This window comes from Comamonas testosteroni ATCC 11996 (assembly GCF_000241525.1).
Lineage (GTDB): Bacteria > Pseudomonadota > Gammaproteobacteria > Burkholderiales > Burkholderiaceae_C > Comamonas > Comamonas testosteroni.
In genome coordinates, this window is record NZ_AHIL01000054.1 from 1 (window position 1) to 17,427 (window position 17,427).

Genomic DNA, 17,427 nt, shown 5'->3' on the forward strand with positions numbered 1-17,427 from the left:
AGTGAAAACCCCGTAGTCGAAAGATTGCGGGGTTTTTTATTGGGTGCTTCTAAATGAGGAGCGCCTGCCGCAGGCTGTCAAAGCATTGCAGCTGCAAAAATACCGGAAACCCATAAAAAGAGAGCGCCAGGCGCTCTCTTTTTATTTTTCAATGGCCAACCTGGTTGGTGCACTTCAATAGGGCGCCGCCTGGCCATGCACAAACACCCTCAGCTCCCCGTTCTGGAAGGGGATCCACTGCTCGTTCTGTGTCAGAGGGGCGGTGACGATGATGGCCACCTTGTCCTGGGGGGTGGTTTCGCGGGAGAAGTCCACGCTGAGATCTTCGTCGGACAGCTGTGCCTGGGTGAAGGGATGTCTACGCTCGATATAGCAGAGGTGGGTCGTGGCATGGGCCCAGAGCGCTTCGCCGTTGGAGAGCAGGAAGTTGAACGTGCCGTGGGGTGCGATCTTGGCGGCCAGCTCGCGCAGGGTGTGGGTCAGCTCTTCGATGCTGGGCACGCCTGCATGGGACTTCCACAGCTCCTGCATGATCCAGCAGAAGGCCCGCTCGCTGTCCGTGTTGCCAATGGGCTGGAAGTGGGCATGCAGCTTGGGGGCGAAGTTCTTGAGGTCGCCGTTGTGCGCGAAGACCCAGTTGCGGCCCCAGAGCTCGCGCACGAAGGGGTGGCAGTTCTGCAGGCTGACCACGCCCTGGGTGGCCTTGCGGATATGGGCGATGACGTTGGTGCTCTTGATCGGGTATTCGCGGATGAGCTTGGCGATCTGGGAGTCGACGGCGCGTTCGTGATCGACGAAGTGGCGCAGGCCCTTGTCTTCGAAGAAGGCGATGCCCCAGCCGTCGGTGTGGTCGCCGGTGTTGCCTGCGCGCTGTGTGAAGCCTGAGAAGCTAAAGCGCACATCGGTGGGCGTGTTGCAGTTCATTCCAAGCAGCTGGCACATGGCTTCGTCATATCTTTCAAGCAAAAAAGCTTTATAGCCCAAGAATCTATGGACGATCTCGTCAATGATGGTGCTGTATGGCAGAGATCGTCAACCGCTGCCCAGCCGGCATGAAAAAAGCAGCCGAAGCTGCTTTGCGCAAGAGGGCTGCGGCGATCTATTCGCGGTCTAGCCAGAGCTTGCCGCCAGTGGCCCAGTCGTGACGCTTGATGTCGGTGATGATGATGTCCACCGATTCGGGCGAGCCGCCCAGCACTTCCACGCTGACGCGGGTGATTTCTTCGACCAGCTTGCGCTTTTGTTCGACGGTACGGCCTTCCATCATTTCGACATGGTAGGTGGGCATGTGCAGGTTTCCTTGCTGGCTTGGGGTTGGGGAAAGAGGCCCATCATAAGGCCGGGCGGCTCAAGTGCCGTCCAGGGACGGCCCCGACCGCATGTGGGCTGCTCAGCTTTGCTCCGACCAGAGCTTGCCGCCGGTGGCCCAGTTGTGGCGCGGCACGTCGGTGATGATGATGTCCACGGATTCGGGTGCGCTGCCCAGCACCTCGGTGGTCACGCGGGTGATTTCTTCGGCCAGCTTGCGCTTTTGTTCAACGCTGCGGCCTTCAAACAGTTCAATGCGATAGGTGGGCATCAAGGTCTCCTTGCTGAATGTGGAATGCCCAAGCTGCACGCAGGATCAGGCAGGGGTGGAATCGTTGTCGAGCGGCCGCGCACAGGCGGGGCAGATGCAGGCCTTGCCACGTGCGTCTGCGGGCAGCCTCTGCAGCGCATCCCGGGAAACCGGGGTCTGCATACACCAGCAGCTTTGCGGCGGCAGGCCGGCGCTGATGGCGCACTGGTTGGGCTGGCCGCACAGAGGGCAGCGGCTGGCGTCTATGAGGGGATCGGTGGGCATGGCCGCAGTGTAGAAGCGATAACGCACTGCGAGTGGCGAGGTCAAGAAAAATGCACTCGATGTACTGACATGGAGTGCATTTTCGATAGCTGCCTGCGCTTTTGAATCAATGGATTCAGGTAGAAATACCTTCAAGATCCATTGACATCAAGCGAAAGCTACTCCTTATTCAGGAGCAGCCTTGCCCGGCAATAATCAAGCGCCGGCCTTGACCTTCAGGCGCCAGGCGTGCAGCAGGGGTTCGGTGTAGCCGGAAGGCTGTTCCTTGCCCTTGAACACCAGGTCCAGAGCGGCCTGGTAGGCTGCGCCATCAGGGTTGGCCACCAGGCTCTTGTAGGCGGCGTCGCCGGCGTTCTGCTCGTCCACGATCTTGGCCATGCGGGCATAGCTGTCGCGCACCATGGCTTCGGTGACGATGCCGTGCTGCAGCCAGTTGGCGATGTGCTGGCTGGAGATGCGCAGCGTGGCGCGGTCTTCCATCAGGCCCACGTTGTGGATGTCAGGCACCTTGGAGCAGCCCACGCCCTGGTCGATCCAGCGCACCACATAGCCCAGGATGCCTTGCACGTTGTTGTCCACTTCCTGCTGCTTTTCCGCATCGCTCCAGTTGGGGTTGGTGGACACGGGCACTTGCAGGATGGCGTTGAGCAGCTCATCGCACTCGGCGTCGGCGTTGGGGCTTTCCAGACCCTTTTGCACGTCGGCCACATTGATCTGGTGATAGTGCAGGGCGTGCAGGGTGGCACCGGTGGGCGAGGGCACCCAGGCGGTGTTGGCACCGGCCTTGGGCTGGGCAATCTTCTGCTCCAGCATGGCCTTCATCAGGTCGGGCATGGCCCACATGCCCTTGCCGATCTGGGCGCGGCCGCGCAGGCCCATGTTCAGGCCGACCAGCACGTTGTTCTTTTCATAGGCGGGCAGCCAGGCGCAGGTCTTCATGTCGGCCTTGCGGACCATGGGGCCGGCATACATGGCGGTGTGCATTTCATCGCCGGTGCGGTCCAGGAAGCCGGTGTTGATGAAGGCAACGCGTGCCGGTGCGGCTGCAATGGCGGCCTTCAGATTGGTCGAGGTGCGGCGCTCTTCGTCCATGATGCCGAGCTTGACGGTGTTCTCGGGCAGGCCCAGAACCTGCTCCACGCGGCCGAACAGCTCGTTGGCAAAAGCGGCTTCGGCGGGGCCGTGCATCTTGGGCTTGACGATGTAGACGGAGCCGGTGCGGCTGTTCTTGATGCCGTTGGCACCGTTGCCCTTGATATCGTGGATGGCGATGGCAGTAGTCACCAGCGCGTCCATGATGCCTTCGGGGATTTCCTTGCCTTCGGCGCCCCACAGAATGGCGGGGTTGGTCATCAGGTGACCCACGTTGCGCACGAACATCAGCGAGCGGCCGTGCAGCTTCACGCTCTTGCCGTCGGCACCGGTGTATTCGCGGTCGGGGTTCAGGCCGCGGGTCACGGTCTTGCCGCCCTTTTCAAAGGATTCGGTCAGCGTGCCTTTCAGAATGCCCAGCCAGTTGGCGTAGCCGTTGACCTTGTCTTCGGCATCCACGGCGGCCACGGAGTCTTCCAGATCCAGAATGGTGGACAGGGCGGCTTCGACCACCACGTCGGCCACGCCGGCGGCGTCAGTGCTGCCGATGGGGGTGGACTTGTTGACGATGATGTCGATGTGGATGCCGTTGTTCTTGAGCAGCACCGATTTGGGAGCTGCGGCATCGCCCTGGTAGCCGATGAACTTGGCTTCGTCCTTCAGGCCGGTCTTGCTGCCGTCCTTCAGGGACACGACCAGCTTGCCGCCTTCGACGGCGTAGCCGGTGGAATCCTTGTGCGAGCCCGAGGCCAGGGGCACGGCCTGATCGAGGAAGTTGCGTGCGAACTCGATGACCTTGGCGCCGCGCACGGGGTTGTAGCCCTTGCCCTTCTCGGCGCCGCCTTCTTCGCTGATGGCATCCGTGCCATACAGCGCGTCGTACAGCGAGCCCCAGCGGGCGTTGGCGGCGTTCAGGGCGTAGCGGGCGTTCAGAATGGGTACCACGAGCTGGGGGCCGGCCTGGATGGCCAGCTCGGCATCCACATTCTCGGTCGTGGCCTTGGCGTCCTTGGGGGACTCGACCAGATAGCCGATGGTCGTCAGAAACTTGCGGTAGGCCACCATGTCGGTGATGGGGCCGGGGTTGGCCTTGTGCCAGGTATCGAGCTGCGTCTGCAGACGATCGCGCTCGGCCAGCAGGGCTGCGTTCTTGGGGGCCAGATCGGCCACGATGGCATCGAAGCCCTTCCAGTAGGTGTCCTGGTCAACGCCCGTGCCAGGCAGCACTTGCGTGTTCACAAAGTTGTACAGCTCGGTGGCGACTTGCAGGCCGTGGACTTGGGTGCGATCAGTCATTGGAAACCTCTGGTTGTGATGTCTCTGGATTCAGGAGTCGTTGCCCATCACGGGCAGCATGTGGGGAGACTGTATTTGAATTTTTTGAGTACATAAATAGCCTAAATAGTTCAGAACTCATGATGTTTTTATATGGAGTTCCTGGAATTTATGCGTTTTACGTACCAAAGACGCCAGAGTTCGTCAGTTCTGACCGGGATGCTCGGCGGCTTCGGCGGTGACCGGCTCAGCAATGGATGAATGCGACTTGGAGGATGCAGCGCGAGGCCTCTCCCGAAGCAATAGCTTCAATCGCTTGCCAGGCCTGAGCTTGCGGCAGTTTGGACGGTGTTCTTACGGCCTTATTCTTGAGATTGAAGTAAGTGCGCGCAATCAAATGACAAGGCGTTGTCTGTCATAAGTCGATATCCGCGCTCAGAAATGATTTGTTAATCTTGAAACAAATTGAGCATCTTCCGATATCGGCCAGCCAATCTTTACCAAGGAGCTTCTGATGGCGAATCTGAACGAAAGCCTGCAAGATCTGATGACCCTGGATGGCGCCATGTGCGCGGCAGTGGTGGATTACAACAGCGGCATGCTGCTGGGCAGCATAGGTTCCGGCGTGGACCTGGAGCTGGCTGCCGCCGGCAATACCGAAGTGGTGCGCGCCAAGATGAAGACCATGAAGTCCCTGGGTCTGAACGACAACATCGAAGACATTCTGATCACCCTGGGCAAGCAATATCACATCCTGCGCCCTGCCGAGAAGATCAACGGCATCTTCATCTACTACGTGCTGGACAACGGCCGTGCCAACCTGGCCCTGGCCAGGCGCAAGGTCTCGGACGTGGAGTCCAGGTTCGTCATGTGATTCAGCCGGCCTGAAGACGCGCAACGGGCCTGGAGGCCCGTTCTTGTTTTGCGCGCCGCACCGGACTGATCAGGCCGCGATCAACGGGGCGCGGAACTGGTAGCCCACTTTCTGCTGGGACTGCAGCGGCACGGCCACGGGCGTCGCCTTTTCGATGCGGCGGCGCAGGCGGTAGATGGTGGCGTGCAGGTTGTTGTCGGACTCGGCTGCGCTGGTATGGGTCAGCAGGCTGCGGATATGGTCGCGACTGACGGTTTCGCCCTGGGCCTGCAAAAAGCACTCCATCAGCATCAGGTCGGTGGCGCCCAGCTCCACGTTCTGGCCGTCGGGAGCGGTCAGCAGGCTGCGGCGGCTGTCCAGCTTCCAGGCCGTGGCCGTCCGGGCCGTGGTCATGATGCGCCGGTGGACGGCGCGTACGGCCAGTTCCACCTGCTCGAAGGTCACGGGCTTGGTCAGATACATATCTGCACCGGCGTTGATGACCTCGGCAAACACTTCGGGCCCCAGACGCCCCGAGACGATCAGCACGCCCGCCTGACTGCGCTTGCGGATGATGCGCAGCAGCTCGGTGCCTGCCACCCCGGGCAGCATCAGATCCAGTACATAGAAATCAAAGCGATAGGGGGCGTCGTCGGCCAGCAGGTCGCTGCTGTCGCTGTATGCCGTGACCTCCACACCTTGTCCGCGCAGATGCTGGGCCAGAAATTCGCAGTACTCGGTGTCGTCGTCGACCAGGGCAAGAGTGGCAGGCAGCATGGGCGGCGGACCTCATTCGGCAAGACCTTGGGGAATGACCAGGCGCATGATCGTGCCATGCGGGCTGTGCGGCAGAGCTTGTACTGTACCTTGGTGCAACTGCAAGACCGAATGCACGATGAACAGGCCAAGGCCGGCCCCGGGGCGGCTGTTGCTGTGATGACCGCGCGCGCCTTTTGTGAACAGACGCGGGAGCAGCTCCTCGGAAATGCCGGGGCCCTGGTCCATGACTTCCAGAATCAGCGCCAGAGGTTCGTCGGACTCGGAGATGCGCAGCTGCACCCGGGTATCTGCGGGCGCATAGGCCAGGGCGTTGTTGAGCAGATTGCGAAGCGTCAGCCGCATCAGCGCCGGATGCAGCTGTACGGTGCGTGCCGTGGTCAGCCATTGAACATCGATGCGCGGGCGCAGGTCGGCCGCAATATCGTGCAGCACCAGCTTGATCAAGGTTGGCAGATCGGTTTCGCTGGAGGCGCCGGCCTTGCCGCCTGCAGCCAAAATCGTGCCGGCGGTCAGGGTGTTGTCCAGTGTGCCTATCACCTGCTGCAGCACATGCTCGGCGCGCAGCAAGGCCCTGGCGGCGGGCGCTGCATCGGCCAGATGCAGATCTTCGATGGCCTTGAGCGTGGCCTGCATGGCAGCCGAGGCGTTGTTCAGCGGCTGGCGGATTTCGTGCGACAGCAGCTGCAGCATCTCGTTGTGTTCGCTCAGCATGGCCGTGCGCCAGTTCAGCAGGGTACGCAGCCTGTCGAGCTCGCCCGCGTCCTGGCGGCTGCTGCGCAGTTGCTCGTGCAAGGCCTGCAGCTGCTCGCGCTGGCGTGCAATGACTTCGCCACGCGCATATTCGCGTCCTGTGTCGCTGAGCTGCATCATCACCTCGTGCCGGCCCTGGGCATCGGCGGCTCCCGGCGTGAGCTGTATGCGGCGGTGGCGCTGCGCACCGAAGTCGCCGCTGCGGGTGTCGTCGTACTCCTGGCGCAGACCCCGGGCTGCGGCGGCGAAGCGCTGGCCATGGGTGTGCCAGATGCTGGCAGGCAGCAGACCCCGCAGCGGCTGGCCGATGGGGCTTGCGCCCTCGGGCACATCCAGCCATTGGCACCAGGCGGGAGTGGCCATGAGCAGCAGCCCTTCGGCATTCCAGAGCGCGCAGCCCTGGCCGGAGCGGCCCAGCAGATCGGCCAGTTGGGCGGCAGAAATGGGTGAAAAGCTCATGACGGCAGGCGGCAGCGGATTTGTAAATGTGTTTTGCAAATCATAGGTTTAACGCCTGGCTCTGCCCACCAGCTCATGGCGCTGGCGAATAAGCGATATTCCTGCCTCAGGGAAAACGGTAAATTTTGATATAAACATATATAAACATCAAAGATTCACTGGCAACTTGTGACTTATAAGTAAGATATATCGCAATGAAGTCACATGCGAGACAGGCATGCGGCGCTGATTGATGACTTTTATAGTGATAGCACTCAGCGCTCTTGTTTAAAGAACTTTCGATAAAAACATTTGAGAAATCAAGACTGCTTGTGCGGTATGTGCTCTTGTATTAATAGTGCACGCTACCGCAGCAGGAGACAACACGGACCAGACAGGAGCAGCGGTCATGGACAAACTCAAGGCATTTGAGTCTTTTGTATCGGTAGCGACCAGGGGCAGCTTGACGGCTGCCGCCAAGGCCGAGGGTGTGGCGCCCGCCATCATGGGGCGCCGTCTGGACGCTCTGGAAGAGCACCTGGGCGTCAAGCTCATGGTGCGCACCACGCGCCGCATCTCGCTGACCCATGAAGGCAGCGCCTTCCTGGAGGATTGCCAGCGCCTGCTCTCCGATGTGTGCAATGCCGAGGCCAGCGTGTCGGCCGGCGGTGTCAAGGCCACGGGCCATCTGCGCATTACGGCGCCTGCCGGTTTCGGGCGCCGCCATGTGGCGCCGCTGGTGCCGCGTTTCCGAGACCTGCATCCCGATGTCACCATTTCGCTGAACCTCAGCGATCGCGTGGTCGATCTGGCGGGCGAGGGCTTCGATTGCGCGGTGCGCGTGGGGGATCTGCCGGACTCGGCCCTGGTCAGCGTGCGCATTGCCGACAACCGCCGCCTGTGCGTGGCCACGCCCGGCTATCTGGAGCGCCGCGGCACGCCCAAGCATCCCAGCGAGCTGACCCAGCATGACTGCCTGACGCTGTCGTCCGATGCCTCGCAAACGCGGGGCTGGGCCTTCCGCATCCCGCATCCCGAAAGTGGCACCAGCGAGGTCGTGCACTTCAAGCCGGGTGGCCCGCTGGATTGCTCCGACGGGCAGGTGCTGCACGACTGGTGCCTTGGGGGCTGGGGCATTGCCTGGCGCAGCACCTGGGAGGTGGAGGCCGAGATCGCCGCCGGCCGCCTCGTGCCCGTGCTGGAAGAGTTTGCCGCGCCGCCCAACGGCATCTTCGTGGTCTTCCCCCAGCGCAAGCACATGCCGCTGCGCGTGCGCATGTGGATCGACTACCTTAAGCACCACTACAACCAGCCGGACTTCTTTCGTCTTGGCGTGGATCTCTGAGTAGGCCTGAAACGGTAGACAATGGACCGGTCGCCATGGCCCGATCCGGGCCGCTGAATCCGTCCTTTTTTCTACGATGAAGCCATGACCTTTGAAGCTGTTCTTGCCAGCGCCCATCTGCTGGCAATCCTGACCCTGGTGGTGTTTCTGACCAGCCAGGCCGCCCTGTGCCGTGTGGAGTGGATGAATGCCGCCGTGGTGCAGCGTCTGGCCAGACTGGACATGATTTACGGCATTGCCGCCGTCGTCCTGCTGCTGACCGGTATTGCGCGCCTGCTCTGGGGCGTCAAGGGCATGGGGGCCTATACGGCCTCGCCGCTGTTCCACCTCAAGATGACGCTGTTTGTCATCGCCTTTTTGCTCTCGCTCAAGCCCACGCTGACCTTCCGCCGCTGGAAGAAGACGCTGGATGCGAGCGGCCAGCTGCCGGCGCCCGAGGAGGTCAGGCAGACCCGCAAATGGGTGATGTGGCAGGGCCATGTGGTGCCGGTGATCGCCGTGGTTGCCGTCTTCTGGGCGCGCGGCATGTAATCTGCCCAGACCCTGCAAAAGAAAAAGGCCGCTGCAAAGCGGCCTTTTTCATGCCTGCGGCATTCAGAACGTGCCGCGCAGCTTCAGCATCACATTGCGTGGATCGCCATAGTGGCTGCTGTTGACCAGGTTGCCGATCGAGGTGTAGCAGCGCTTGTCGAACAAATTGTTGAAGTTCAGCGAGGCCTGCCACTGCCTGCTGATCTGTTTGCGCACATAACTGCTCCACAGGGCAGGCCCGGCGCGGTGATGTCCACCGTGCCGATCTTGTGGTTGCAAGCACTCTGGGTGATCACGCCGCCGCCTGGCCTGAAGGCACTCCTGGCGCCGGGCAACGGGTAGGTGCTCCACAGGCGCAGCATGTGCTCGGGCGGGTGGGTATTGAAGTCCAGGCCCTGGTTGTTGATGTCGTGCTCGTAGGTGTTGCGGTTGGGGTTTAGCCGGCAGACAGGTCCCAGCCGCAGCTGAGCTCGCCGCCGAATGTGGTCAAGGTCTGCATTCCGGGCTTAAACGAGAATGACTTCCCTTCGCGCAGTGACTGTGCATGGCCGGCGAAACATACGGATACCGCCCACCGCTCTGAAACCTGTGAACCGGCCCTGGAACAAGGGTGTGGCGCCAGCGATTCGGCAGGACTTGAATCCGGCACGTAAAATCCTTCGATGCTCTCCGTCAAACAGGAATTGCTCGCAGCCCTGGCTGCTGAGCTCGAAACACTCTCGCCCGGCGCCGGCGCACGCGCTGCGTTTGAAAACCCCAAAGTGGCAGCCCATGGCGATTTCGCCTGCACGGCGGCCATGCAGCTGGCCAAGCCTCTGAAGGCCAACCCGCGCGCCCTGGGCGAGCAGCTCAAGACCGCGCTGGAGGCTACCGCCGCTTTCCAGCAGTGGGTAGATGCGATTGAAATCGCGGGCCCGGGCTTTCTCAACATCCGCCTCAAGCCTGCTGCCAAGCAGGAGGTGGTGCGCGAAGTGCTGGCGCAGGCCGAGAAGTTCGGCTACCAGGCAGATCGCGGCGAGAACATCCTCGTCGAGTTCGTTTCCGCCAACCCCACCGGCCCTCTGCATGTGGGCCATGGCCGCCAGGCGGCCATTGGCGATGCGATCAGCAACCTGTATTCCACCCAGGGCTGGAAGGTTCACCGCGAGTTCTATTACAACGACGCGGGCGTGCAGATCGACACCCTGACCAAGAGCACCCAGCTGCGCGCCAAGGGCTTCAAGCCCGGTGACGAATGCTGGCCCACCGACAGCGACAACCCGCTGGCCAAGAATTTCTACAACGGCGACTACATTGCCGACATCGCCAAGGCTTTCCTGGCCAAGGAAACCATCAAGGCCGATGACCGCGAGTTCACCGCCAACGGCGATGTCGAGGATTACGACAACATCCGTCAGTTCGCCGTGGCCTATCTGCGCAACGAACAGGACAAGGACCTGCAGGCGTTCAACCTGAAGTTCGACGAGTACTACCTGGAGTCCAGCCTCTATGAAAACGGTCATGTCGAAGCGACCGTGAACCGCCTGATCGCCAATGGCAAGACCTATGAGCAGGACGGCGCGCTGTGGCTCAGGTCCACCGACTACGGGGACGACAAAGACCGCGTGATGCGCAAGACCGACGGCGGCTACACCTACTTTGTGCCCGATGTGGCCTATCACATCCAGAAGTTCAAGCGCGGCTTCACCAAGGTGGTGAACATTCAGGGCACGGACCACCACGGCACCATTGCCCGTGTGCGTGCCGGCCTGCAGGCTGCCGATGTAGGCATCCCCGAGGGCTACCCCGACTACGTGCTGCACACCATGGTGCGCGTGGTGCGCAACGGCGAAGAGGTCAAGATCAGCAAGCGTGCCGGCTCCTACGTCACGCTGCGCGATCTGATCGAGTGGACCAGCAAGGACGCCGTGCGCTTCTTCCTGCTCTCGCGCAAGCCCGACACCGAGTACACCTTCGACGTGGACCTGGCCGTGGCCCAGAACAACGACAACCCCGTGTACTACGTGCAGTACGCCCATGCGCGCATCCAGTCCGTGCTGCGCGCCTGGCAGGAGGCCGGCGGTGCAGGCCTGGCGGCACTCAAGGATGTGGACCTGTCCGCTCTGGAAGGCCCGCAGGCCCAGGCGCTGATGCTGCTGCTGGCCAAGTACCCCGAGATGCTGACTGCTGCTGCCGAAGGCAATGCACCGCACGACGTGACCTTCTACCTGCGTGATCTGGCCTCCAGCTACCACAGCTACTACGACGCAGAGCGTATCTTGGTGGACGACGAAAAGGTCAAGCTCGCACGCCTGGCCCTGGTCGCTGCCACGGCCCAGGTGTTGCACAATGGCCTGGCGGTGCTGGGTGTGAGCGCACCCGAGCGCATGTAATCCCAGTTTCCTGTCCATCGGCCGCCTTGCCGGCCTTGCCTGTCAGGGGTCGATGGATCTGAGAGTGGAATAACTGAAGCAGAAAGCGTTAAGCGACTGATATGAAGAACCAGCAACGCGGTGGAACCATCCTGGGGCTTATCTTTGGCATGGTCATCGGTCTGGCTGCGGCTCTGGCCGTGGCCATCTATGTGACCAAGGTGCCGGTGCCCTTCCTCAACAAGGGCGGAAACAACACTCAGCGCGATGCGGCTGAGGCCGAGCGCAACAAGAACTGGGACCCCAACGCACCACTGCAGAGCCGCCAGCCTGCACCGCCCCCGGTGACGCCACCAGTTCCTCCGAGCGACGTGACGGTGTCGCCGCCCACGCCTGCGGTTCAACCTACTGCAACCGGCGGGGTCACCACGCCGCCGCCCTCTACGCCGGACAAGCCTGTCAAGCCTGCATCGGGTGATCCGCTGGGTGATCTGGTCAAGGAGCGCTCCGCCGCCGCCGACAAGGCAGAAAAGGCGCGTGCAGACAAGGAAAAGGCGGCTGCGCAGACGGCATCCTCTTCGGACTCTGCATTCAACTACTTTGTGCAGGCCGGCGCTTTCCGTGGCCAGAGCGAAGCGGAAGCGCAGCGTGCCAAGCTGGCCATGCTGGGCTGGGAGTCGCGCATCAGCGAGCGTGAGCAGAACGGCATCACCGTTTTCCGCGTGCGTGTGGGGCCGTTCAGCAAGCGTGACGACGCCGAGCAGCTCAAGGGCAAGCTCGATGGCGCGGGCGTGGACTCGACTCTGGTGCGCGCGGCCAGATAACAAGGCCCTGAGACGCGGAGCGCCTTCTCCTCGGAACGGGGGGGCACCTTAGGTGCGAGGCGGCCCTTGCTTGAGGTTTCAGGCTCGTGCCACTGGTAGTTTTGACAACGCTGAACTTTTTTGGGCCTGTTGGCTCTGATACTGCAGACCTGATACAGGAGTTTGTTTAGATGAAACGTCGCGAATTCTCTCTGGCTGCCTCGGCAGCTGCTGCTGGTGCCCTGAGTCTGGGTGCCTCCTCCAGCTGGGCCCAGGGCGCTGCGCCCAAAGAAGGCAAGGACTACATCAAGCTCGGCAAGCCTGCCAGCGTGAGCGCGCCGGCCGGCAAGGTCGAGGTGGTCGAGTTCTTCTGGTACAGCTGTCCGCATTGCAATGTCTTCGAGCCCCAGTTCGAAGCCTGGGCCAAGAGCCAGCCTGCCGATGTGGTGGTGCGCCGCGTGCCCGTGGCTTTCAATGCCTCTTTCGTGCCTCAGCAGAAGCTCTACTACGCCCTGGAGGGCATGAACCTGCTGCCCCAGCTGCACGCCAAGGTGTTCCGTACCATTCACGTGGATCGCAATCTGCTCAAGACCGACGACGCCATCTTTGACTGGGTCGGCAAGCAGGGCGTGGATCTGGCCAAGTTCAAGGAGGTCTACAACTCCTTCACCGTGGCCAATCAGGCACGCAAGGCCGCTCAGCTGCAAAACGAATATGACGTGGAAGGCGTGCCCGCCATGGGTGTGGCCGGCCGCTACTACACGGACGGCACCAAGGCCGGCAATATGGACAATGTGCTGCGCGTGGTCAATGCGCTGGTTGCCTCCAGTCGCAAGGCCTGAGATCAGGCAGCAGACGCCAGTGACGTTTGACGCCCAACAAGCCCGCCGCCGTGCGGGCTTTTTTGTGGGTGTTTTTTACGCAAGTTGCAAAAAGGGAATGACTACAATGGATGCAAGAAACGTGCCTTCCATGAAAAAAACACTCCTACCTCTTGCGCTGGCCTGCGCCCTGGCAGCAGCGACCGGCATTGTCCATGCCGAAAAGGCCGACAGCGCCAAGCCCATGAATATCGAGGCGGATGCGTTGCGTCATGACGAGCTGCAGCAGACCAGTGTCTTCACTGGCAATGTGGTGATGACCAAGGGCACCATCGTGCTGCGCGGTGCTCAGCTCGATGTGCGGCAGGACGCCGAGGGCTATCAGTACGGTGTGATCAAGGCCGAGGCCGGCAAGCGGGCGTTCTTCCGTCAGAAGCGCGATACGGTGGCCGGTCAGCCCGAGGAGTTCATCGAGGGCGAAGGCGAAGTCATCGAATACGACGGCAAGGCCGATATCGTCAAGTTCATCCGTCGTGGCGAGATGCGCCGCTACCGTGGCGGTCAGCTCAGCGATCAGGTCACGGGCTCCATCATCGTCTACAACAACATCACAGACGTTTATACCGTCGATGGTCAGAAGACCAGCGGTGGCCTGCCCAGCTCCTCCGTGGGGCAGGGCGGTCGTGTGCGCGCCATCATGGCGCCCAAGGACGGAACGCCGGGGGCCCAGCCCAAGCCCGCCACACCTGCCACGCAGCTGCGCCAGAGCATGACGCTGGGTGGCGAGAAAGCCGACGAGAAGAAATGAGCGAGCCGACTTTCTCCAGCAGCCGCAGCGGCGAGTCCGACAGCCGCCTGGAGGCCAAGCATCTGGCCAAGTCCTACGGCAGCCGCAAGGTGGTCAAGGATGTGTCACTGTCCGTGCAAAAAGGCGAGGTGGTCGGTCTGCTCGGCCCCAACGGTGCGGGCAAGACCACATCGTTCTACATGATCGTGGGCCTGGTGCGCAGCGACGGCGGCGAGATCTTCATCGACGGCCAGCCGGTGGGCGGCATGCCGATTCACCAGCGTTCGCGCCTGGGCCTGTCCTACCTGCCCCAGGAAGCCTCTATCTTTCGCAAGCTCAGCGTGGAAGACAATGTGCGCGCCGTGCTGGAGCTGCAAAAAGACGAGCAGGGCAAGACGCTGACGCAGGGCGAGATCGAAAAGCGCCTCACCGGCCTGTTGCAGGAGCTGCGCGTCGAGCATCTGCGCCAGTCGCCCGCGCTGGCGCTGTCCGGTGGTGAGCGCCGTCGCGTGGAAATTGCCCGGGCCCTGGCTACGCAACCGCGCTTCATTTTGCTTGATGAGCCGTTTGCCGGCATCGATCCGATTGCGGTGATCGAGATCCAGCGCATCATCGGCTTCCTCAAGGAACGCGGCATCGGCGTGCTGATTACCGACCACAACGTGCGCGAGACGCTGGGCATCTGCGACCACGCCTTCATCATCAGCGACGGCCATGTGCTGGCCGAAGGCACGCCCGAGGAGATCGTGGAGAACGCCGATGTGCGCCGCGTCTATCTGGGCGAACATTTCAGGATGTGATGACTCCCACGCTCCCTCACTTTGTGTGGTCGCTGCCCCCGGAAGGGACCCTGACCGGCAGCGCCGAGGCTTGCCTTGGGGCAGCCCGGCGGCAAACCCATAGCACTGCGCGCGTTTGCAATGATTGTCTGGGGGCCGCGCCTCGATGAAGCCAGGTCTCTCGCTACGCGTTTCGCAGCATTTGTCGCTTACGCCGCAGTTGCAGCAATCCATTCAGCTGCTGCAGCTCTCCACTCTGGAGCTGGCGCAGGAAGTCGAGCAGATGCTGGTCGACAACCCTTTTCTGGAGCGTGCGGGCGATGAGGCTGAAACTGCGGGAGATGCTCCTGTAGATGTAGCTGCTAGCGCCGGTGAATACAGCACCTCAGATGGCATTCGTGCTGAAAATGAATCATTACAAGCGCAATCAGCTACTGAAACGGTAGCAGAAGCATCAACCCCCGAAACCCCTGAAACGCTGAACTGGGAGGCCGACGGCATGGACGGCCAGGACGGGGAGTGGGGCGGCGAATCCAGCAGCGAGTGGGAGACGCCCTCGGCCAGCAGCTCCACGCGCAACCGCGATGGCGATGACGAAACCGATGCCATCGATCTGGCGCGCGAGCACCAGAGCCTGACCGACTTTCTCCATCGTCAGGCGCTGAGCCTGCATCTGGGTGCGGCGGACATGGCGGCACTGCGCTTTCTCATCGAGTCGCTCAGCGACGATGGCTATCTCGAGGATTCCCTGCAGGAGCTGGCGCAAAGCCTTGCCGGCGACGACCTGGAAGAGCGCGAGGAGCTGGAGCAGCACTTTGTCATTGCTCTGAAGCTGCTGCAAAGCCTGGAGCCCGTGGGCGTGGGCGCGCGTGATCTGGCCGAGTGCCTGCAGCTGCAGCTGCGCGACCTGATCCGCACCGCCGAGGACGAGGGCACGACCGAGGCGCATATGAGCCGGCTGCTGCTGGCGCAATCCATCTGTGCACAGCCCATGGACCTGCTGGCGCGGCGCGATCTGCGCAAGCTCACCAGTCTGTGCGGCGCGCGCGAGGAGCAACTGCGCGAAGCCATGGCCCTGATCGCCAGGCTGGAGCCGCGTCCGGGGCGCCGCTTTGTCGACGTGGAGCGCCATATCGTGGTGCCCGATGTCATCGTGCGCCCGGTGCGGGCCGGCGCCGGCCGGATGGACTTTTCCGTGCAGCTCAACCCCGAGGTCATGCCACGTCTGCGCGTGCACGACATCTATGCCAGCGTGCTGCGTCGCCACAAGAACAGCGACGGTCATGCGGCGCTGCAGCAGCAGCTGCAGGAGGCGCGCTGGTTCATCAAGAACATCCAGCAGCGCTTCGACACCATCTTGCGTGTTTCCGAAGCCATTGTGGAGCGGCAGAAGAACTTCTTTGTGCATGGCGAGCTGGCCATGCGCCCGCTGGTGCTGCGCGATATCGCCGACACCCTGGGCCTGCACGAGTCCACCATCAGCCGCGTGACCACCGCCAAGTACATGGCCACGCCCCAGGGCACGTTCGAGCTCAAGTATTTCTTCGGCTCGGGCCTGGGCACGGAAACCGGCGGCAGTGCCTCCAGCACGGCCGTGCGTGCGCTGATCAAGCAGTTTGTCGATGCCGAAGATGCCAAGAAGCCGCTGTCGGACGCCAAGCTGGCCGACATGCTCAAGGAGCAGGGCATCGAGTGCGCGCGCCGCACCGTCGCCAAATACCGCGAGCAGCTGAAAATTCCCACCACCACGCTGCGCAAGGCTCTGTAAAGCGCCTCAGCCACAAAAAAGCCGCTGATGTATTCAGCGGCTTTTTGTTTAGAGCCATATGTCTTGATGAAGCAAGACCCAAGTGAGGGACAGCAAGCAAAGGCCGCCCTGCAGCGAAGATGTCGTCCCCCTTCCGAAGAGAAAGGGGGAAGGCGCAAAGCGCCTCAGGGGGATCAATCAGTTTGGAACCAACCACCAGATAAACCAGACCAGCACGCCAATCATCAGTCCGAACTTGAGGATCTTGTAGAAGGTCGGATTCCAGTCGCGGAAGGCGCGGCGGTACTTGCCGGCATAGAACGAGATCTTGAACAGCTTGCTGATCATGCCGCGCGGATCGCCCTCGTTGTTGGGCGAGCTGGCGGCGGCCACCACGTTCTTGCCCAGCCAGTGATTGAGCCACTGGGCAAAGCCATTGGTCATGGGGCGTTCCACGTCGCAGAACAGCACGATGCGGTTGCCTTCCGAGCGGTTCTCGGCCCAGTGCATATAGGTCTCGTCGAAGATCACGCCTTCGCCTTCGCGCCAGCTATAGGGCTTGCCGTCGACCTCGATCATGCAGCGGTCGTCGTTGGGGGCCAGCACGGCCAGGTGATAGCGCAGCGAGCCCGCATAGGGGTCGCGGTGCAGATTGAGCTTGGCGCCGGGCGGCAGCTCGGCAAACATGGCGGCCTTGACGCTGGGAATCGACTTCACCAGGGCCGTGGTCCTGGGGCACAGCTCCATGGCCGAAGGGTGGGCATCGCCGTACCACTTGAGGTAGAAGCGCTTCCAGCCGGTCTTGAAGAAGGAGTTGAAGCCTGCGTCATCGTTGTTGGCGGCAGCCTTGATCTGCATGTTCTTTTGCAGATTGACGGCTTCCTCGCGGATCTCGCGCCAATTGGCCTGCAGCGGCGCCAGTTCGGGAAAGGTGCTGGTGGGCAGATAAGGCGTGCGCGGCACCTTGCTGAACATCAGCATGAAGACGTTGAACGGCGCTGTGAACGTGGAGTGGTCAAACAATTGCTTGACCACCTTGTGGCGCACCTTGCCGCGCAGATGCATGTACAGCCCGCAGCCAAAGAAAAGCAGCACCAGTGCCAGAACGATAATTTTTGCCATAAGGGCCAATTTTACCGGGGGCACCCCGGCGGCCACCATGGGGGCAGGTCAAACAGAACCGGGGTAGGGGAATATCAAAAGCTATAGCTGCCGGCGCTTGACGGCCAAGC

18 protein-coding genes are annotated in these 17,427 nt (G+C 61.9%); 9 read left to right on the forward strand and 9 right to left on the reverse strand.

The window, feature by feature from the left end; all coding sequences use genetic code 11:
- Window positions 1-174 precede the first annotated feature (174 nt).
- The 5 genes from CTATCC11996_RS22520 to CTATCC11996_RS22540 form a co-directional block, all read right to left on the reverse strand.
- The gene (locus CTATCC11996_RS22520) at window positions 175-942 is read right to left on the reverse strand and encodes a class II glutamine amidotransferase (RefSeq protein ID WP_003080920.1); all 768 of its coding nucleotides are present in this window, start codon (window positions 940-942) and stop codon (window positions 175-177) included.
- A gap of 157 nt (window positions 943-1,099) precedes the next feature.
- Window positions 1,100-1,288 carry a 4-oxalocrotonate tautomerase gene (locus CTATCC11996_RS22525; protein ID WP_003060524.1) on the reverse strand — a complete coding sequence of 63 codons (189 nt, stop codon included), beginning with the start codon at window positions 1,286-1,288 and terminating at the stop codon, window positions 1,100-1,102.
- 102 nt (window positions 1,289-1,390) lie between these two features.
- Complete coding sequence (locus CTATCC11996_RS22530) at window positions 1,391-1,579, reverse strand: 4-oxalocrotonate tautomerase (protein ID WP_003060526.1); 189 nt, start codon at window positions 1,577-1,579, stop codon at window positions 1,391-1,393.
- Window positions 1,580-1,624: 45 nt separating this feature from the next.
- Entirely contained in the window at window positions 1,625-1,843 is a 219-nt protein-coding gene (locus tag CTATCC11996_RS22535) for a cysteine-rich CWC family protein (protein ID WP_034350123.1), read from the reverse strand.
- A gap of 195 nt (window positions 1,844-2,038) precedes the next feature.
- On the reverse strand, window positions 2,039-4,231 hold the full coding sequence (locus CTATCC11996_RS22540) for a malate synthase G (RefSeq protein ID WP_003080923.1): 2,193 nt from the start codon (window positions 4,229-4,231) through the stop codon (window positions 2,039-2,041).
- Between the two features lie 493 nt (window positions 4,232-4,724).
- On the opposite strand from CTATCC11996_RS22540, the gene CTATCC11996_RS22545 reads away from it, so the two are divergent.
- The gene (locus tag CTATCC11996_RS22545) at window positions 4,725-5,084 is read left to right on the forward strand and encodes a hypothetical protein (protein WP_003080926.1); all 360 of its coding nucleotides are present in this window, start codon (window positions 4,725-4,727) and stop codon (window positions 5,082-5,084) included.
- Window positions 5,085-5,153: 69 nt separating this feature from the next.
- On the opposite strand, the gene CTATCC11996_RS22550 is transcribed toward CTATCC11996_RS22545, so the two are convergent.
- Both CTATCC11996_RS22550 and CTATCC11996_RS22555 read right to left on the reverse strand, forming a co-directional pair.
- Window positions 5,154-5,840, reverse strand: a complete 687-nt coding sequence (locus CTATCC11996_RS22550; protein WP_003080929.1) for a response regulator transcription factor — start codon at window positions 5,838-5,840, stop codon at window positions 5,154-5,156.
- Window positions 5,841-5,852: 12 nt separating this feature from the next.
- Complete coding sequence (locus tag CTATCC11996_RS22555; RefSeq protein ID WP_003080931.1) at window positions 5,853-7,052, reverse strand: sensor histidine kinase; 1,200 nt, start codon at window positions 7,050-7,052, stop codon at window positions 5,853-5,855.
- Window positions 7,053-7,440: 388 nt separating this feature from the next.
- Between CTATCC11996_RS22555 and CTATCC11996_RS22560 the strand changes: the two genes are divergently transcribed.
- A complete protein-coding gene (locus tag CTATCC11996_RS22560; RefSeq protein ID WP_003060536.1) occupies window positions 7,441-8,376 on the forward strand; it encodes a LysR family transcriptional regulator in 936 nt (311 codons plus the stop codon).
- A gap of 84 nt (window positions 8,377-8,460) precedes the next feature.
- The gene (locus tag CTATCC11996_RS22565; RefSeq protein WP_003080933.1) at window positions 8,461-8,907 is read left to right on the forward strand and encodes a DUF2214 family protein; all 447 of its coding nucleotides are present in this window, start codon (window positions 8,461-8,463) and stop codon (window positions 8,905-8,907) included.
- A gap of 63 nt (window positions 8,908-8,970) precedes the next feature.
- Here CTATCC11996_RS22565 and CTATCC11996_RS26420 read toward each other — a convergent pair whose 3' ends face one another.
- Complete coding sequence (locus CTATCC11996_RS26420; protein ID WP_003080935.1) at window positions 8,971-9,123, reverse strand: TonB-dependent receptor; 153 nt, start codon at window positions 9,121-9,123, stop codon at window positions 8,971-8,973.
- Window positions 9,124-9,569: 446 nt separating this feature from the next.
- On the opposite strand from CTATCC11996_RS26420, the gene argS reads away from it, so the two are divergent.
- The 6 genes from argS (at window position 9,570) to CTATCC11996_RS22595 (ending at window position 16,216) form a co-directional block, all read left to right on the forward strand.
- Window positions 9,570-11,279, forward strand: coding sequence for an arginine--tRNA ligase (argS, locus tag CTATCC11996_RS22570; protein ID WP_003080937.1), 1,710 nt, complete (start codon window positions 9,570-9,572; stop codon window positions 11,277-11,279).
- Window positions 11,280-11,380: 101 nt separating this feature from the next.
- Complete coding sequence (locus CTATCC11996_RS22575; RefSeq protein WP_003080938.1) at window positions 11,381-12,082, forward strand: SPOR domain-containing protein; 702 nt, start codon at window positions 11,381-11,383, stop codon at window positions 12,080-12,082.
- Window positions 12,083-12,252: 170 nt separating this feature from the next.
- The gene (locus tag CTATCC11996_RS22580; RefSeq protein ID WP_003080939.1) at window positions 12,253-12,903 is read left to right on the forward strand and encodes a thiol:disulfide interchange protein DsbA/DsbL; all 651 of its coding nucleotides are present in this window, start codon (window positions 12,253-12,255) and stop codon (window positions 12,901-12,903) included.
- 130 nt (window positions 12,904-13,033) lie between these two features.
- Entirely contained in the window at window positions 13,034-13,690 is a 657-nt protein-coding gene (gene lptA / locus CTATCC11996_RS22585; protein WP_003080941.1) for a lipopolysaccharide transport periplasmic protein LptA, read from the forward strand.
- Window positions 13,687-14,469, forward strand: a complete 783-nt coding sequence (gene lptB, locus CTATCC11996_RS22590) for an LPS export ABC transporter ATP-binding protein (protein WP_003068196.1) — start codon at window positions 13,687-13,689, stop codon at window positions 14,467-14,469. Before lptA ends, lptB begins: the two co-directional genes overlap by 4 nt.
- Before the next feature lie 145 nt (window positions 14,470-14,614).
- Window positions 14,615-16,216 carry an RNA polymerase factor sigma-54 gene (locus CTATCC11996_RS22595; protein ID WP_003080943.1) on the forward strand — a complete coding sequence of 534 codons (1,602 nt, stop codon included), beginning with the start codon at window positions 14,615-14,617 and terminating at the stop codon, window positions 16,214-16,216.
- Window positions 16,217-16,393: 177 nt separating this feature from the next.
- On the opposite strand, the gene CTATCC11996_RS22600 is transcribed toward CTATCC11996_RS22595, so the two are convergent.
- The gene (locus tag CTATCC11996_RS22600) at window positions 16,394-17,317 is read right to left on the reverse strand and encodes an aspartyl/asparaginyl beta-hydroxylase domain-containing protein (protein ID WP_003080945.1); all 924 of its coding nucleotides are present in this window, start codon (window positions 17,315-17,317) and stop codon (window positions 16,394-16,396) included.
- Window positions 17,318-17,427: the final 110 nt, after the last annotated feature.

Bases quoted from the DNA above. Each gene is read 5' to 3' on its own strand.
- CTATCC11996_RS22520 (WP_003080920.1), bottom strand. From the start codon at position 942: ATGTGCCAGCTGCTTGGAATGAACTGCAACACGCCCACCGATGTGCGC.
- CTATCC11996_RS22525 (WP_003060524.1), bottom strand. From the start codon at position 1,288: ATGCCCACCTACCATGTCGAAATGATGGAAGGCCGTACCGTCGAACAA.
- CTATCC11996_RS22530 (WP_003060526.1), bottom strand. From the start codon at position 1,579: ATGCCCACCTATCGCATTGAACTGTTTGAAGGCCGCAGCGTTGAACAA.
- CTATCC11996_RS22535 (WP_034350123.1), bottom strand. From the start codon at position 1,843: ATGCCCACCGATCCCCTCATAGACGCCAGCCGCTGCCCTCTGTGCGGC.
- CTATCC11996_RS22540 (WP_003080923.1), bottom strand. From the start codon at position 4,231: ATGACTGATCGCACCCAAGTCCACGGCCTGCAAGTCGCCACCGAGCTG.
- CTATCC11996_RS22545 (WP_003080926.1), top strand. From the start codon at position 4,725: ATGGCGAATCTGAACGAAAGCCTGCAAGATCTGATGACCCTGGATGGC.
- CTATCC11996_RS22550 (WP_003080929.1), bottom strand. From the start codon at position 5,840: ATGCTGCCTGCCACTCTTGCCCTGGTCGACGACGACACCGAGTACTGC.
- CTATCC11996_RS22555 (WP_003080931.1), bottom strand. From the start codon at position 7,052: ATGAGCTTTTCACCCATTTCTGCCGCCCAACTGGCCGATCTGCTGGGC.
- CTATCC11996_RS22560 (WP_003060536.1), top strand. From the start codon at position 7,441: ATGGACAAACTCAAGGCATTTGAGTCTTTTGTATCGGTAGCGACCAGG.
- CTATCC11996_RS22565 (WP_003080933.1), top strand. From the start codon at position 8,461: ATGACCTTTGAAGCTGTTCTTGCCAGCGCCCATCTGCTGGCAATCCTG.
- argS (WP_003080937.1), top strand. From the start codon at position 9,570: ATGCTCTCCGTCAAACAGGAATTGCTCGCAGCCCTGGCTGCTGAGCTC.
- CTATCC11996_RS22575 (WP_003080938.1), top strand. From the start codon at position 11,381: ATGAAGAACCAGCAACGCGGTGGAACCATCCTGGGGCTTATCTTTGGC.
- CTATCC11996_RS22580 (WP_003080939.1), top strand. From the start codon at position 12,253: ATGAAACGTCGCGAATTCTCTCTGGCTGCCTCGGCAGCTGCTGCTGGT.
- lptA (WP_003080941.1), top strand. From the start codon at position 13,034: ATGAAAAAAACACTCCTACCTCTTGCGCTGGCCTGCGCCCTGGCAGCA.
- lptB (WP_003068196.1), top strand. From the start codon at position 13,687: ATGAGCGAGCCGACTTTCTCCAGCAGCCGCAGCGGCGAGTCCGACAGC.
- CTATCC11996_RS22595 (WP_003080943.1), top strand. From the start codon at position 14,615: ATGAAGCCAGGTCTCTCGCTACGCGTTTCGCAGCATTTGTCGCTTACG.
- CTATCC11996_RS22600 (WP_003080945.1), bottom strand. From the start codon at position 17,317: ATGGCAAAAATTATCGTTCTGGCACTGGTGCTGCTTTTCTTTGGCTGC.